Below are 14,725 nucleotides of genomic sequence, written 5' to 3'. Positions count from 1 at the left end.
GCTGCGATCTTTTGATTTTCAGAAGCAGGATCAAAAGATCGCAGCCTGCGGCAGCTCCTACAAAAAGCGCTGCAGACACCATGCTCCTGTAGGAGCTGTCGAGTGCAACGAGGCTGCGATCTTTTGATTTTCAAAAGCAGGATCAAAGGATCGCAGCCTGCGGCAGCTCCTACAAAAAGCGCTGCAGACGCCATGCTCCTGTAGGAGCTGTCGAGTGCAACGAGGCTGCGAGCTTTTGATGTTCAGAAGCAGGATCAAAAGATCGCAGCCTGGGGCAGCGCCTACAAAAAGCGCTGCAGACGCCATGCTCCTGTAGGAGCTGTCGAGTGCAACGAGGCTGCGATCTTTTGATTTTCACAAGCAGGATCAAAAGATCGCAGCCTGCGGCAGCTCCTACAAAAAGCGCTGCAGACGCCATGCTCCTGTAGGAGCTGTCGAGTGCAACGAGGCTGCGATCTTTTGATGTTCACAAGCAGGATCAAAAGATCGCAGCCTGCGGCAGCGCCTACAAAAAGCGCTGCAGACGCCATGCTCCTGTAGGAGCTGTCGAGTGCAACGAGGCTGCGATCTTTTGATTTTCAAAAGCAAGATCGCAGCCTGCAGCAGCTCCTGCAAAGCCACACCTCCCATTCCCTCAGGGCGACGGCAAGTAGTGCATCGTATGGGACTCCCCCATCAACAACGGACGATTCAATTCCGCACAAGCACGCAGATAGTCGGCTACCAGGGTGACCCGCTTGAGCTTGCGCAGGTCCTCGCTGTAATACATCCAGAACTGTCGCGTGACCTCCACCTCACCCGGCAGCACTTCGCACAGGCGGGGATCGGGGCCGGCGAGGAAGCAAGGCAGGATGGCCAGCGCCCGCCCTTCCAGGGCTGCATGGTAATGGGCGACCACACTGGTGCTGCGCAGGCGGCAGTTGGCGCCAGGCATCAGGTCGTTCAGGTAGAGCAGCTTGAAGCTGAAGGCCAGGTCTTCGACGTAGGTCACGAAGGGGTGGCTGGACAGGTCTTCGCGACAGCCGATCGACGGATGATTGGCCAGGTACTCCGGCGTCGCATACAGGCGCAGGCGGTAGTCGCACAGTCGCGAGCACACGTATGGACCGCGTTCGGGCCGCTCCAGGGTGATGGCGATATCCGCCTCGCGCCGTGACAGGTTGATGAAGTGCGGGACCGGCAAAATGTCCGCCGAGATATTCGGGTAGTGCTCGAGGAAGTGGCTCATCTGCGCCGTGATGAAACAGGTTCCGAAGGCTTCCGTGCAACCAATGCGCAGATGCCCGGAGAGCCCCCCGGTGGTGCCGAAAACCTGCTCGCAAGCCACCAGCAGCGTACTTTCCAGGCTTTCGGCGTGTCCGACCAGACGCTGCCCTTCCACGGTCAGGACGAAGCCTGAGGTTCGCGATTTCTCGAACAGCAAGGCACCCAGGCATTGCTCCAGGGCACGGATGCGCCGCGACACCGTGGTGTAGTCCACGCCCAGGCGTCGGGCCGCACCGCTGGCGGTGCGCGCACGGGCAACTTCGAGAAAGAAGCGCAAGTCGTCCCAGTTCAGTGGGGGCTGCGTTGTGCGTTTTTGCATATCCATCGGGCTTTTCTGCCAATACATATGGGAAATATGCCCTTATATACTCGCATCTCACCCAACTTGGCCAGCGTCGTTTTCCGGCCAGGAAAGTCCCCTCCCCAATAATAAATAACGAGGGCTGACAGCATGAGCGCATGGATAAACCCCGGCCTGCACGCCGGACGCAAACAGCTGCGCAACAGCGCAATCGCGACCACGGTTCTCGCCTGCCATTGGTCCGATCCTCTGCTCGCTTCGCAGCCGATCAGGCCCGCCCTCCTGCTCCGCCCACTCTCCTTCGAAAGATCGTCCGGGCGGCAATAACTCCAGCACATCCGCATTCAGGTGGCGCCCCGCATCGGGTCGCTACCCGGGTACCCGTACGCCCCTCAAAAGGCCGAACGACAAAAACAACTAGAAAAACGGAGCCTCACCATGACGACTGACCATCCGAACCACGCCCAGACCTGTGCACGGGTCAGGGCCAACCCCAAGTTCCAGCGTCTGGCGCGTCAGCGCGCACTGCTGGCCTGGACACTGAGCGGCGCGGTCCTGGCGATCTATTACAGCTTCATCATGGTGGTGGCTTTCGCTCCTGCCTGGCTGCACCTGCCGCTGTATGACGGCAGCCACCTCAGCCTCGGCATGCCAATCGGCGTGACGATCATCCTGTTGTCCTGGCTACTCACCGCCTGGTACGTGCACAGCGCCAACACCCGCTTCGACGTGCTCAGCTCGCAGATCCTCCAGGAGTCCCGCGCATGAAACGTCTGTCCGCCCTGCTCGCCCTCAGCCCTGTGCTGGCCCATGCCGACCCCATCATTGCGCAGAAGCAACCGCTCAACCTGCACGCCATCGGCATGTTTTTCGTCTTCGTCCTCGCCACCCTGCTGATCACCTGGTGGGCGGCACGGCGCACTCGCTCCGCCGCCGATTTCTACAGCGCCGGTGGCGGTATCACCGGTTTTCAGAATGGACTGGCAATCGCCGGTGACTACATGTCGGCGGCCACTTTGCTGGGCCTGTCGAGCCTGGTCTTCGCCAAGGGTTACGACGGCTTCGTCTACATCATCGGCTTCTTCGTCGGCTGGCCGATCGTCACCTTCCTGATGGCCGAGCGCTTACGCAATCTGGGCCGCTACACCTTCGCCGACATTGTCTCCTACCGCCTCGATCAAACCCGCGTACGCAGCTTTGCCGCCCTCGGATCGCTGACCGTAGTGTGCTGCTATCTGGTGGTGCAAATGGTCGGTGCCGGCCAGCTGATAAAGCTGCTGTTCGGTCTCGACTACCGCACGGCGGTGGTGGTGGTCGGACTGTTGATGCTGGTCTATGTGATCTTCGGCGGCATGCTCGCCACCACCTGGGTACAGATCACCAAGGCGGTCCTGCTGCTGGCGGGCGGCACCACCCTGGTGCTGATGGCCCTGAGTCGCTTCGACTTCAGCTTCGAGACGCTGGCCGCCCAGGCGGTGGCGGTGCATGCCAGCGGCGTGCAGATCATGGGTCCGGGCACCTTGCTGGCCGACCCGATCAACGCGGTGTCCCTATCCCTCGGCCTGGTCTTCGGCATTGCCGGTCTGCCGCACATCCTGATGCGTTTCTTCACGGTGCCCAATGCCAAGGAGGCACGTAAATCGGTGTTGTTCGCCACGGTGTTCATCGGTTTCTTCTTCCTGGTGGTCTGCGTCCTGGGCTATACCGCCATCGTCATCGTCGGCACGGATCCGCAGTACTACGTCGACGGCAAGCTCGGCGGGGCCATGATCGGCGGCGGCAACATGGTGGCCATGCACCTGGCGAAGGCGGTGGGCGGCAACCTGTTTCTCGGCTTCCTCTCTGCCGTGGCGTTCGCCACCATTCTCGCGGTGGTGGCCGGCCTGGCCCTGGCCGGTGCCTCGGCCATCTCCCATGACCTTTACGCGTCGGTATTGAAGAAGGGCTGCGCCGACGAGAAACAGGAAATGCGCGTGTCACGCATCGCCACCGTCTGCCTGGGCATCGTGGCGATTTCCCTCGGCATTCTGTTCGAGGGCCAGAACATCGCCTTCCTGGTCGGCCTGACGTTCGGCATCGCCGCCTCGGCGAATTTCCCGGTACTGATCATGGCCATGTACTGGGGCGGCCTGACCACCCGCGGCGCCCTCTATGGCGGCCTGACCGGCCTGGTCAGCGCACTGGCCCTGGTGATCGGCTCGCCGTCGGTGTGGGTCGGTGTGTTGGGGCATGCCCAGGCGCTGTTCCCTTACGACCAGCCGGCGCTGTTCTCCATGCCACTGGCCTTCGTGGTCATAGTGGTCGCTTCCAGGCTTGACCGCAGCGAGCGCGCCAACCGCGAGCGCGCCGCCTATGCCGACCAGTTCGTCCGTGCCCAGACCGGCCTTGGAGCTTCCATGGCCAGCAGTCACTGACGCTGATTTTTCCGGGGCTGACGCCCCGAGCGCGAGTCCGCTCCTTTGCTTCGCGCTTTTTTACACCCGCCCTGCGCCGCTCGGTGCAGGACACCCCACAAGCGCCCTTCCCTCGCCAATGCCAAGTGGCGCGGGAGCGGCTCGTCGACAACAAAAACAACAAAAGGCCTCCAATGAAACCCACCACCCTCACTCTGTTCCTGGCCGGCAGCGGCCTCGCTGCACAGGCTCATGCCGACTTCCTGGCCGACAGCACGGCCAGGCTGGAGATGCGCAACTTCTACTTCAACCGTGACTTCCGCCAGGCCAATGCCGCCCAGTCCAAGCAAGAAGAATGGGCCCAGGGATTCCTGCTGCGCTACGAATCCGGTTATACCGATGGCACGGTCGGTTTCGGTATCGATGCCCTTGGCCAGCTCGGCGTCAAGCTCGACTCCAGCCCTGATCGCTCCGGCTCCGGCCTGCTCAAGCGCGATAACGAGCCGCCCAAGCGCGCCAAGGACGAGTATGGCGAACTGGGCCTGACGGCCAAGTTCAAAGCGTCCAACAGTGTGCTCAAGCTCGGCACCCTGACCCCGAAGTTGCCGGTACTGCTGGCCAATGACTCGCGCCTGTTGCCGCAAACATTCCGCGGTGGCCAGTTGAACGTTCAGGAGATCAAAGGTCTGAGCGTCGACGCTGGGCGCGTGGATCGGGTCAACCAGCGCGACTCCTCGGACTACGAGAAAATGACCATCACCACCACCGGCGCCAAGGGCATTGTCGGTGGCCAGGCCCGCAGCGACGCCTTCAATTTCGCCGGCCTGGCCTACCAGTGGAACGAGCGGCTGAACACGGGCTACAACTACGGCGGCCTGGACGACTTCTATCACCAGCACCAGTTCAGTCTGGTCCACGTCCTGCCGCTGGGCGCAGGCCAGACGTTCAAGAGCGACCTGCGCTACGCCCGCTCCACCGACGATGGCCACAGCAACATCGACAACAATGCCTTCGGCGCCATGTTCACCTATGCCCTCGGCGGCCATGCCTTCGGCCTCGGTTACCAACGCATGAGCGGCGACACCGGCTTTGCCTATGTCAATGGCACCGACGCCTTCCTGGTCAACTTTGTGCAGATCAACGATTTCGCCAACAAGGACGAGCGCTCCTGGCAGGCGCGCTACGACTACAACTTCGCGGCCCTCGGTGTTCCCGGCCTGACCTTCATGACCCGCTACCTATCCGGCGACAGCATCGACCTGGGCGCCGGCAAACCCGACGGCCACGAATGGGAGCGCGACACCGACATCGGCTACGTGCTCCAGAGCGGCCCGCTGAAAAACCTCGGTCTCAAGTGGCGCAACGCTACGGTGCGCACCGCCCACTTCGGTAACGACCTCAACGAAAACCGCCTGATCCTCAGCTATACCCTGGCGCTCTGGTAAGTCCCCGCACAAGGCGTGCGCTGCCTGCATCGCTTGACGGTGCGGGCAGCGCACGCCTTGTGCATTTCTGTCGATTCAACGATGCAGCAGGCCCATGCTTTTTTGCACAACATACGGGATTTTTTGAGCATTCTTATTTGATTTATGCCTGCCTATACTCGATTCAACCACCTGGCCATGAACCCGGTCAGTCCCAATAAAAATAAATAGGGCACCCACCGTGAAGCTATCTTTGCTTGCCGTCGTCTCCCCACTTCCAGGTACCCGCGCGCGTCTCGGGAGCCTCCAATGAACAACCACTGCCAACCCTTCCTGGCCGCTCGTGATTTCCTCCTGGCCCACCGTACCGACTACGCCACCGCCGTACGTGACTTCCGCTGGCCGCAGCTGCACGAATTCAACTGGGCGCTGGATTACTTCGATGCCATGGCCGAAGGCAACCAGGCCAACGCCCTGTGGATCGTCGAAGAGGACGGCAGCGAACAACGCTACAGCTTCCAGCAACTGGCAGCGCGCTCCAACCAGGTGGCCAATCACCTGCGTGCCCTCGGCGTGCGCCGCGGCGAACGCATCCTGCTGATGCTCGGTAACGATGTCGCCCTGTGGGAAACCATGCTGGCCGCCTTCAAACTCGGCGCCGTGGTCATTCCCGCCACCGCCCTGCTGACCCCCGATGACCTGAGCGACCGCATCGAGCGCGGCCATGTTCGCCACCTGGTGGTCGGTAGCGCCCATGTCGACAAGTTCGACGGGCTGGGTGAAGACTGCAGCCGCATCTGCGTCGGCCCGTCCCCCGCCGGCTGGACCCCGCACAGCGCCGCCAGCGAGCATTCCGAGCAGTTCGAAACAGAGGGTCGCACACTGGCCACCGACCCGATGCTGCTGTACTTCACCTCCGGCACCACCTCCAAGCCGAAGATGGTGCTGCACAGTCACCAGAGTTACCCGGTCGGCCACCTCTCGACCATGTACTGGATTGGCCTGCAGCCGGGCGACCTGCACCTGAACATTTCGTCCCCGGGCTGGGCCAAGCACGCCTGGAGCTGCCTCTTCGCACCCTGGAATGCCGGTGCCTGCATCTTTATCCACAACACCGCACGCTTCAGCGCGCCAGCCCTGCTCGGCGTGCTCGAGCGCTATGGCGTCACCAGCCTGTGCGCGCCACCTACCGTGTGGCGCATGCTGATCCAGGAAGACCTGGCCAGTTACAAGACTCGCCTGCGCCTGCGCGAACTGGTGGGTGCCGGTGAGCCGCTCAACCCGGAGATCATCGAGCAGATCCTGCATGCCTGGGGCCTGTTGCTGCGCGACGGCTTCGGCCAGTCGGAAACCACCGCACTGGTCGGCAACACGCCTGGCCAGCGGCTCAAGCCGGGCTCCATGGGCCGTCCGTTGCCGGGCTACCGGGTGACCATGCTCGACCCCGATGGCGTGCCGGGTAACGAAGGCGAAGTGGCCCTGCCGCTGGACGTACGCCCGCTCGGCCTGATGCTGTGCTACGAGGACAGCCCGGAAAAGACTGCCGAAGTGATGCGCGACGGCTACTACCGCACTGGCGACACCGCACAGATCGACGACGAGGGCTACATCACCTTCGTCGGCCGTGCCGATGATGTGTTCAAGGCCTCCGACTACCGCATCAGCCCCTTCGAGCTGGAAAGCGCGCTGATCGAACACCCGGCGGTGATGGAAGTGGCCGTGGTGCCAAGCCCCGACCCCGTGCGCCTGGCAGTGCCCAAGGCCTATCTGATCCTGGCCCATGACGCACAGGGCAGTCACGAACTGGCCGGCAGCATCCTCGCGTTCGCCCGCGAGCACCTGGCGCCCTACAAGCGGGTACGGCGCATCGAATTTGTCAGCGAGCTGCCCAAGACCATCTCCGGAAAGATCCGCCGGGTGGAACTGCGGCAAATGGAAGTGCTACGTCGCCAGGGCGACGCACGTGGCCCGCAGGAATACTTCGAAGAAGACTTCCCGCAACTCAAAGGCTGACCCCCCGGGGCCGGCATGCCGGCCCCTCCCCCGAATTCAAACCCGACCACTCGGCCAACCACGCCGAGGGGACTCATTCGACCCAACGAAAGCAGGCAGGACCCGTAAATGACCTCTTCTATCGTTCCCAGCGTCAAGCTTCTCATCAACGGCGAATTCGTCGAATCGCGCAGCACCCAGTGGCGCGACGTGGTCAACCCGGCCACCCAGGAAGTCCTGGCCCGTGTCCCCTTCGCCACCGCCGAGGAAATGGACGCCGCCGTGGCCAGCGCCAAGCAAGCCTTCAAGACCTGGCGCAAGACCCCGATCGGTGTCCGTGCCCGTGTGTTCCTCAAGTACCAGCAGCTGATCCGCGAGAACATCAAGGAACTGGCCGCCCTGCTCACCGCCGAGCAAGGCAAGACCCTGCCGGATGCCGAAGGTGACGTGTTCCGCGGCCTCGAAGTGGTCGAGCACGCCGCCAGCATCGGCAATTTGCAGATGGGCGAATTGGCCAACAACGTGGCCAACGGCGTCGACACCTACACCCTGCTGCAGCCGCTGGGCGTGTGCGCCGGCATCACCCCGTTCAACTTCCCGGCGATGATCCCGCTGTGGATGTTCCCGATGGCCATTGCCACCGGCAACACCTTCGTCCTCAAGCCATCCGAGCAGGATCCGCTGGTGACCATGCGCCTGGTGGAACTGGCCCTGGAAGCCGGGGTACCCAAGGGCGTGCTCAACGTCATCCACGGTGGCGTCGACGCGGTGAACCTGATCTGCGACCACCCGGACATCAAGGCCGTGTCCTTCGTCGGCTCGACCAAGGTCGGCACCCACGTCTACAACCGCGCCACCCAGAACGGCAAGCGCGCGCAGTGCATGATGGGCGCGAAAAACCATGCCATCGTCCTGCCTGATGCCAACAAACAACAGACCCTGAACAACCTGCTGGGCGCCTCCTTCGGTGCTGCCGGCCAGCGCTGCATGGCCCTGCCCGTGGTAATCCTGGTGGGTGAAGCGCAGACCTGGCTGCCGGACCTGATCGAACGAACCAAGACCCTCAAGATCAATGGTGGTACCGAACCGGGCACCGACATCGGCCCGGTGATCTCCTGCGCCGCCCTGGAGCGCGTCAACGGTCTGATCGCCAGCGGCATCGAAGAAGGCGCGAAGCTTGAACTGGATGGGCGCAACCCGAGCGTGCCGGGCTACCAGGACGGCAACTTCGTCGGCCCGACCATTTTCTCCGGCGTCACCGCGCAGATGTCGGTGTACCGCGAAGAGATCTTCGGCCCGGTGCTGTGCGTCATGCACGCCGCCAACCTGGACGAGGCGATCGAGATCATCAACGCCAACCCGAACGGCAACGGCACTGCCCTGTTCACCCGCTCCGGCGCAGCCGCGCGGCACTTCCAGGAAGAGATCGACGTCGGCCAGGTCGGCATCAACGTACCAATCCCGGTACCGGTCCCGCTGTTCTCCTTCTCAGGTTCCCGCGCCTCCAAGCTGGGCGACCTGGGCCCGTACGGCAAGCAAGTGGTGACCTTCTACACCCAGACCAAGACGATCACCCAGCGCTGGTTCGACGAGGACGACACCGGCGGCGCGGTGAACACCACCATTACCCTGAAATGACCTTTGCCGGCCGGCGCCTTGCGTCGGCCGACGACAAGCGCGCGCAGGGTTTCCTGCGCCACTGCCCCCTATCGTAAAGGTAGCCAACATGCATATCGGATTTCTCGGCCTCGGCAACATGGGCGGCCCAATGGCCCGCAACCTGCTCAAGGCCGGCCACAGCCTGACCGTCTTCGATCCCTTCCCCCAGGCGGTCGCCGCCCTGGTGGAGGCCGGCGCCAGCGCCGCCGACTCACCCGCCGCCGTGGCCAAGGCCAGGGTTGAGGTGATCATCACCATGCTGCCGACCGCCGAGCACGTGAAGCAGGTCTATCGCGGCAAGGATGGACTGCTGGCCAATATCGGCCCGGGCGTGCTGTTGATCGACAGTTCGACCATCGACCCGCTGAGCACCCGCGAGGTGGCCAAATACGCCCTTGCCCAAGGCAACCCGATGCTCGACGCGCCGGTATCCGGCGGTACCGGAGGTGCGGCGGCAGGTACCCTGACCTTTATGGTCGGTGGCCCGGACAGCGTGTTCGACCAGGCCCTGCCGATCCTCTCGGCCATGGGCAAGAACATCGTGCACTGCGGCGCAGCAGGCAACGGCCAGGTGGCCAAGATCGCCAACAACATGCTGCTCGGCATCTCCATGGTCGGCGTCGCCGAAGCCATGGCCCTGGGTGTAGCCCTCGGGATCGACGCCAAGGTGCTGGCCGGGATCATCAACACCTCCACTGGTCGCTGCTGGAGCTCGGAGGTCAACAATCCGTTCCCGGGCGTACTGGAAAACGCTCCGGCTTCGCGCGGCTACAGCGGCGGATTTGGCAGCGACCTGATGCTCAAGGACCTGGGCCTGGCCACTGAAGCGGCCCGGCACGCGCGTCAGCCGGTCGCGCTCGGTGCCGTAGCCCAGCAGCTGTACCAGACCTTCAGCCTGCAAGGTAACGGCGGCCTGGACTTCTCCGCCATCATCAACCTGTTCCGCGGGGAAGCCTGAACATGAGCGAGCAGCAAGCCCCGGTGCTGGCCAGCGTACGCAACCGTGTCGGCCACCTGACACTGAATCGGCCAAGCGCGTTGAACACCCTGGACCTGCCCATGGTGCGTCTGCTCTGCCGACACCTGTGGGCGTGGGAGCAGGACCCGGAGATCGTCGCCGTGACCCTTCGCGGCGCCGGTGAAAAGGCCTTCTGCGCCGGTGGCGACATCCGCATGCTGTACGACAGCTACAAGGCTGGCGACAACCTGCATGAGCTGTTCCTCGAAGAGGAGTACGCCCTGGACGAGTATCTGCATGGCTACACCAAGCCAGTGCTGGCACTGCTCGATGGTTTTGTCCTCGGTGGCGGCATGGGCCTGGCCCAGGCCGCCTCGTTGCGGGTGATCACCGAACGCACGCGGATGGGCATGCCGGAAGTCGGCATCGGCTTTTTCCCCGACGTCGGTGGCAGCTATTTCCTGCCGCGCCTGCCGGGTGAGCTGGGAACCTACCTGGGTATCACCGGCTGCCAGGTGCGTGCCGCCGATGCCCTCTATGCGAATCTTGCCGACTACTACCTGCCCAGCGAACGGCTGGCCGAGCTGGATGCCTGCCTCGACCACCTGAACTGGACCGCTGCGCCCGTCGAAGACTTGCAGGACCTGCTCGCCGACATGGCCACCGAGCGACTTGCCGGCTCCGAGCTCAAGGCCTGTCGCCAGGCGATCGACGCGTATTTCGCCTTGCCCGATGTCCCGGCCATTCACGCCGCGCTGCAGCGCGAACAACGCCCCGAGCTGCAAGACTGGGCCGAGCAGACGGTGAAGCTGCTCGACAGCCGCTCGCCATTGGCGATGGCCACGACGCTCGAGTTGTTGCGCCGTGGTCGTGACCTGAGCCTGGCCGAGTGCTTCGCCCTTGAGTTGCACCTGGACTACCAGTGGTTCGACAAGGGCGACCTGATGGAGGGAGTACGCGCCCTGATCATCGACAAGGACAAGTGCCCACGCTGGAACCCGCCAACCCTGGCAGAGCTGGCACCTGCCCGGGTGCAAGCCTTCTTCAATGACTTTGAACGCGCCTCCGGCAAGCCCGTTCGTACCGCCTGACTGGCAGGAGACTTTGCAATGCACGATATCGAACTGACCGAAGAACAACGCATGATCCGCGACATGGCGCGCGACTTCGCCCGCAGCGAAGTTGCGCCGCATGCCCAGGCCTGGGAGAAGGCCGGCTGGATCGATGACGCCGTGGTGGCGCAGATGGGCGAGCTGGGCCTTCTGGGCATGGTCGTACCGGACACCTGGGGCGGCAGCTATACCGACTATGTGGCCTACGCCCTGGCCGTTGAAGAAATCTCGGCCGGCGACGGTGCCCTCGGCGCGCTGATGAGCATCCACAATTCGGTGGGCTGCGGCCCGCTGCTGAAATACGGCACCCCCGCGCAACAGGACAGCTGGCTGCCGCTGCTGGTCAGTGGTCAAGCGATCGGCTGCTTCTGCCTGACCGAGCCACAGGCCGGCTCCGAGGCGCACAACCTGCGTACCCGTGCCGAACTGCGCGACGGTCAGTGGATTCTCAACGGTGCCAAGCAGTTCGTCAGCAACGGAGAGCGGGCCAAGCTGGCCATTGTCTTCGCCGTCACTGATGCGCAACTGGGCAAGAAAGGGCTGTCGGCCTTCCTGGTCCCCACTGACAACGCCGGATTCGTGGTCGACCGACGCGAACACAAGATGGGGATCAAGGCCTCCGATACCTGCGCGGTGACCTTAAACAACTGCACCATTCCCGAAGCCAACCTGCTGGGTGAACGCGGCAAAGGCCTGGCCATTGCCCTGTCGAACCTGGAAGGCGGCCGCATCGGCATCGCCGCCCAGGCCCTGGGCATCGCCCGCGCGGCCTTCGAGGCTGCCCTGGGCTATGCCCGCGAACGCGTCCAGTTCGGCAAGCCGATCATCGAACACCAAAGCGTGTCCAACCTGCTCGCCGACATGCACACCCGGCTCAACGCCAGCCGCCTGATGGTCCTGCATGCCGCGCGCCTGAAAAGCGCCGGGCAACCGTGCCTGTCCGAAGCCTCCCAGGCCAAGCTGTTCGCCTCGGAAATGGCCGAACGCGTTTGCTCCAGTGCCCTGCAGATCCATGGCGGCTACGGCTACCTGGAAGACTACCCGGTGGAGCGCTACTACCGAGACGCGCGCATCACCCAGATCTACGAAGGCTCCAGCGAAGTCCAGCGCCTGCTGATCGCCCGCGAACTGAGCCACTACGCACTCTGACCCCCTCGAGCCGGACGCGACCGCCGCCTCCGGCTTTCACCTGCCTTCCCTCTCGCGGAGTTGCCCATGCCCGGCTTGCGCAATATTTCCATTAGCCGACGTCTGTGGCTGATTTTGCTGACATCCATCCTGATGCTGCTGATTCTCGCCGGCCTGATGCTCAAGCAGAGCCATGACGACCTTTACACGGCCAAGGCGCTGAAAACCCGCCACGTGGTCGAGACCGCCAGCGGCATCCTGCGCCACTTCCAGAGCCTGGAAGCCCAAGGCCTCAGTCGTGAGCAGGCGCAGCAGCAGGCCATCGCGGTCATGCGCGACTTGCGCTACGACCACGAGGATTACTTCTGGCTCGAAGACCTCGACACACGCATGGTCATGCACCCCAATGCCAAGCTCGAGGGCAAGCGCATGGCCGGTACACTCGATCCGGACGGCAAGGCGCTGTTCGACGAAATGGTCGCCACCGCCAAACGCGATGGCGCCGGGCTGGTGCACTACCGCTGGCCCAAGCCGGGTTCCGATGCGCCAGTGGAGAAGGTTTCCTACGTCGAACTGTTCAAGCCCTGGGGCTGGATTGTCGGCTCGGGCATCTACATCGACGACGTGCAGGTCGAGTTCCGCCGCCAGCTGCTCCAGGCTTTTGTCATATTGCTGACGATCACCCTGATGCTCAGTGCGCTGATCCTGCTGATTGCCCGCAGCATCGCCTCGCCACTGACGCGAGTGGTCGATGCAATGGAAAACATCGCCAGCGGCGAAGCCGATCTGACCCGTCATCTGGATAACCGCTGGCGCGATGAGCTGACGGACTTGAGCGGTCATTTCAATGTGTTCACCAACAAGCTGCGTGGCGTGATCAGCCAATCCATGCAGTCCGCCGACAGCCTGGACCAGGCTTCGAAGTCGCTCGGTGAAATCGCCGCCGATAGCCAGAACCACAGCCAGCAGCAATCGCAGCAGATGGAGCTGGTCGCCACCGCCATCCATGAGGTCTCCTACGCCGTGCAGGAAGTGGCCAGGAACGCCGAGCACGCAGCCAACGAAGTTCGCCAGGCCGAAGAGCAGGCACGCCGGGGCCAACACAACATCGACAGCAGCCTGCTCCAGATCGACCAGTTGTCCGATACCATCGGCCAGGCCGTCGAGGTGATCCAGAGCCTGGCCCGGGAAAGTATCCAGATCGGCAGCGTGCTGGAAGTGATCCGCGCCATCGCCGAGCAGACCAACCTGCTCGCGCTGAACGCCGCCATCGAGGCGGCGCGCGCCGGCGAACAGGGTCGCGGCTTCGCGGTGGTGGCCGACGAAGTGCGCCTGCTGGCACAGCGCACCCAGCAGTCCACCGCGCAAATCCAGGACATGATCGAGCGCCTGCACGGCAACTCCGAAGCCGCGGTGGATGTCATCAATGCCAGCAGCCAGGCCGCTCGACAAACCGTGGAGCAGGCCCACCAAACGGCTGAAAGCCTGCACCAGGTACTCGGCGCACTGCGCAATGTCACTGAACTGAACGCCTCGATCGCCAGCGCCACGCTGGAGCAGTCACACGTAGTCGAAGACATCAACCAGAATGTGACCCGAGCAGCCTCACTGGCCCACGAAAATGCCCAGGCAGCAGACCGTTCCAACGCGGCGAGCCAGGAACTGGGCCAACTGGCGGGTCAGCTCAATCGGCTGTTGGGGCAGTTTCGCGTATGAGGTGGATGAGCAACATGCAGACTTCCGGATCCCTTTTTGCCATGCCTGTCGACGAAGCGCGCAACACGCGCTACCTGGAAACGCGGCACAAGGCGGTCGAGCTGTTCGCCAGGCACGGTTTCAGCCGGGTCAGCATGCGCGACCTGGCCACTGGCCTGGGGATCACGGCCGGCTCCCTCTACAACCACATCGATAACAAAGAGGCACTGCTGTTTGAACTGATCGAGGAGCTCTACGAAGCGTTGCTTGATGGCGCCCGCCTGGTGACCCGGCGCAAATCCGCCCCTGCTATACGACTGCAGGGCCTGCTTGAGGCGCACCTGCGGCTGCACGAGCGCATGGCCGCGCATTTCCGCCTGGCTGAGTACGACCTCCATTGTTTGAGCTGCGAACAGCAGGCCTCGATCCTGACCCTGCGCGGACGCTACGAGGAACATCTGGTGGAGGCCATAGAGCAACTCACCGGTAAACCGGCTGGCGCCACCCTGCGCGCGACCATGAACGGCATCGTATCCCTGCTCAATCAGCTGCCGGCCTGGGTCGGGAAGCCCCAGGCCGGCATTGGAGCACGCCGCAAGCTGCTGCATGAGATGGTGATGAGCACGCTGCAGGGGGCATTGCGTGCAACTGAGGCCGCAGACCTTACACGCCCGGAAAAGCCACCGCTCCAGCGCTTATGAAGCATGCAGTGGCCAAGCGACGTCTTGGCCATCAGCCCTATGAATTTGCAGCGACGGCATCCCTGCCGATCAGCCTGTGAACCGAACGAGCGCCGC

Annotated in this window: 11 protein-coding genes; 10 read left to right on the top strand and 1 reads right to left on the bottom strand. The window is 63.3% G+C overall.

The window, feature by feature from the left end; translation table 11 throughout:
• Nucleotides 1-634: 634 nt before the first annotated feature.
• Complete coding sequence (locus tag C9422_RS26255; RefSeq protein ID WP_007978286.1) at nucleotides 635-1,612, bottom strand: LysR family transcriptional regulator; 978 nt, start codon at nucleotides 1,610-1,612, stop codon at nucleotides 635-637.
• A 393-nt stretch (nucleotides 1,613-2,005) separates the two neighbouring features.
• Here C9422_RS26255 and C9422_RS26250 point away from each other — a divergent pair, with 393 nt between their 5' ends.
• The 10 genes from C9422_RS26250 (at nucleotide 2,006) to C9422_RS26205 (ending at nucleotide 14,629) form a co-directional block, all read left to right on the top strand.
• Entirely contained in the window at nucleotides 2,006-2,335 is a 330-nt protein-coding gene (locus tag C9422_RS26250; protein WP_103398016.1) for a DUF485 domain-containing protein, read from the top strand.
• Nucleotides 2,332-3,981, top strand: coding sequence for a cation acetate symporter (locus C9422_RS26245; RefSeq protein ID WP_116582683.1), 1,650 nt, complete (start codon nucleotides 2,332-2,334; stop codon nucleotides 3,979-3,981). The genes C9422_RS26250 and C9422_RS26245 overlap by 4 nt, the downstream gene beginning before the upstream one ends.
• Nucleotides 3,982-4,154: 173 nt before the next feature.
• Entirely contained in the window at nucleotides 4,155-5,405 is a 1,251-nt protein-coding gene (locus C9422_RS26240) for an OprD family porin (protein ID WP_116582682.1), read from the top strand.
• Between the two features lie 288 nt (nucleotides 5,406-5,693).
• Complete coding sequence (locus tag C9422_RS26235) at nucleotides 5,694-7,397, top strand: AMP-binding protein (protein WP_116582681.1); 1,704 nt, start codon at nucleotides 5,694-5,696, stop codon at nucleotides 7,395-7,397.
• Nucleotides 7,398-7,505: 108 nt separating this feature from the next.
• Complete coding sequence (locus C9422_RS26230; protein ID WP_116582680.1) at nucleotides 7,506-9,014, top strand: CoA-acylating methylmalonate-semialdehyde dehydrogenase; 1,509 nt, start codon at nucleotides 7,506-7,508, stop codon at nucleotides 9,012-9,014.
• A gap of 88 nt (nucleotides 9,015-9,102) precedes the next feature.
• Complete coding sequence (gene mmsB, locus C9422_RS26225; protein WP_007978273.1) at nucleotides 9,103-9,993, top strand: 3-hydroxyisobutyrate dehydrogenase; 891 nt, start codon at nucleotides 9,103-9,105, stop codon at nucleotides 9,991-9,993.
• Nucleotides 9,994-9,995: 2 nt separating this feature from the next.
• Nucleotides 9,996-11,084, top strand: coding sequence for an enoyl-CoA hydratase/isomerase family protein (locus tag C9422_RS26220; protein ID WP_116582679.1), 1,089 nt, complete (start codon nucleotides 9,996-9,998; stop codon nucleotides 11,082-11,084).
• An 18-nt stretch (nucleotides 11,085-11,102) separates the two neighbouring features.
• Entirely contained in the window at nucleotides 11,103-12,254 is a 1,152-nt protein-coding gene (locus C9422_RS26215) for an acyl-CoA dehydrogenase family protein (protein WP_116582678.1), read from the top strand.
• 66 nt (nucleotides 12,255-12,320) lie between these two features.
• Nucleotides 12,321-13,949 (top strand): methyl-accepting chemotaxis protein, encoded by a 1,629-nt coding sequence (locus C9422_RS26210; protein WP_116582677.1) that lies wholly within the window; start codon nucleotides 12,321-12,323, stop codon nucleotides 13,947-13,949.
• Nucleotides 13,946-14,629, top strand: a complete 684-nt coding sequence (locus C9422_RS26205; RefSeq protein WP_116582676.1) for a TetR/AcrR family transcriptional regulator — start codon at nucleotides 13,946-13,948, stop codon at nucleotides 14,627-14,629. Before C9422_RS26210 ends, C9422_RS26205 begins: the two co-directional genes overlap by 4 nt.
• The last annotated feature ends 96 nt before the right edge of the window (nucleotides 14,630-14,725 follow it).

The organism is Pseudomonas sp. B1(2018) (assembly GCF_003097365.1).
GTDB lineage: Bacteria > Pseudomonadota > Gammaproteobacteria > Pseudomonadales > Pseudomonadaceae > Aquipseudomonas > Aquipseudomonas laurylsulfatiphila.
The sequence above is the reverse complement of the archived record's forward strand: the minus strand, read 5'-3'. Positions and strand labels throughout refer to the sequence as shown.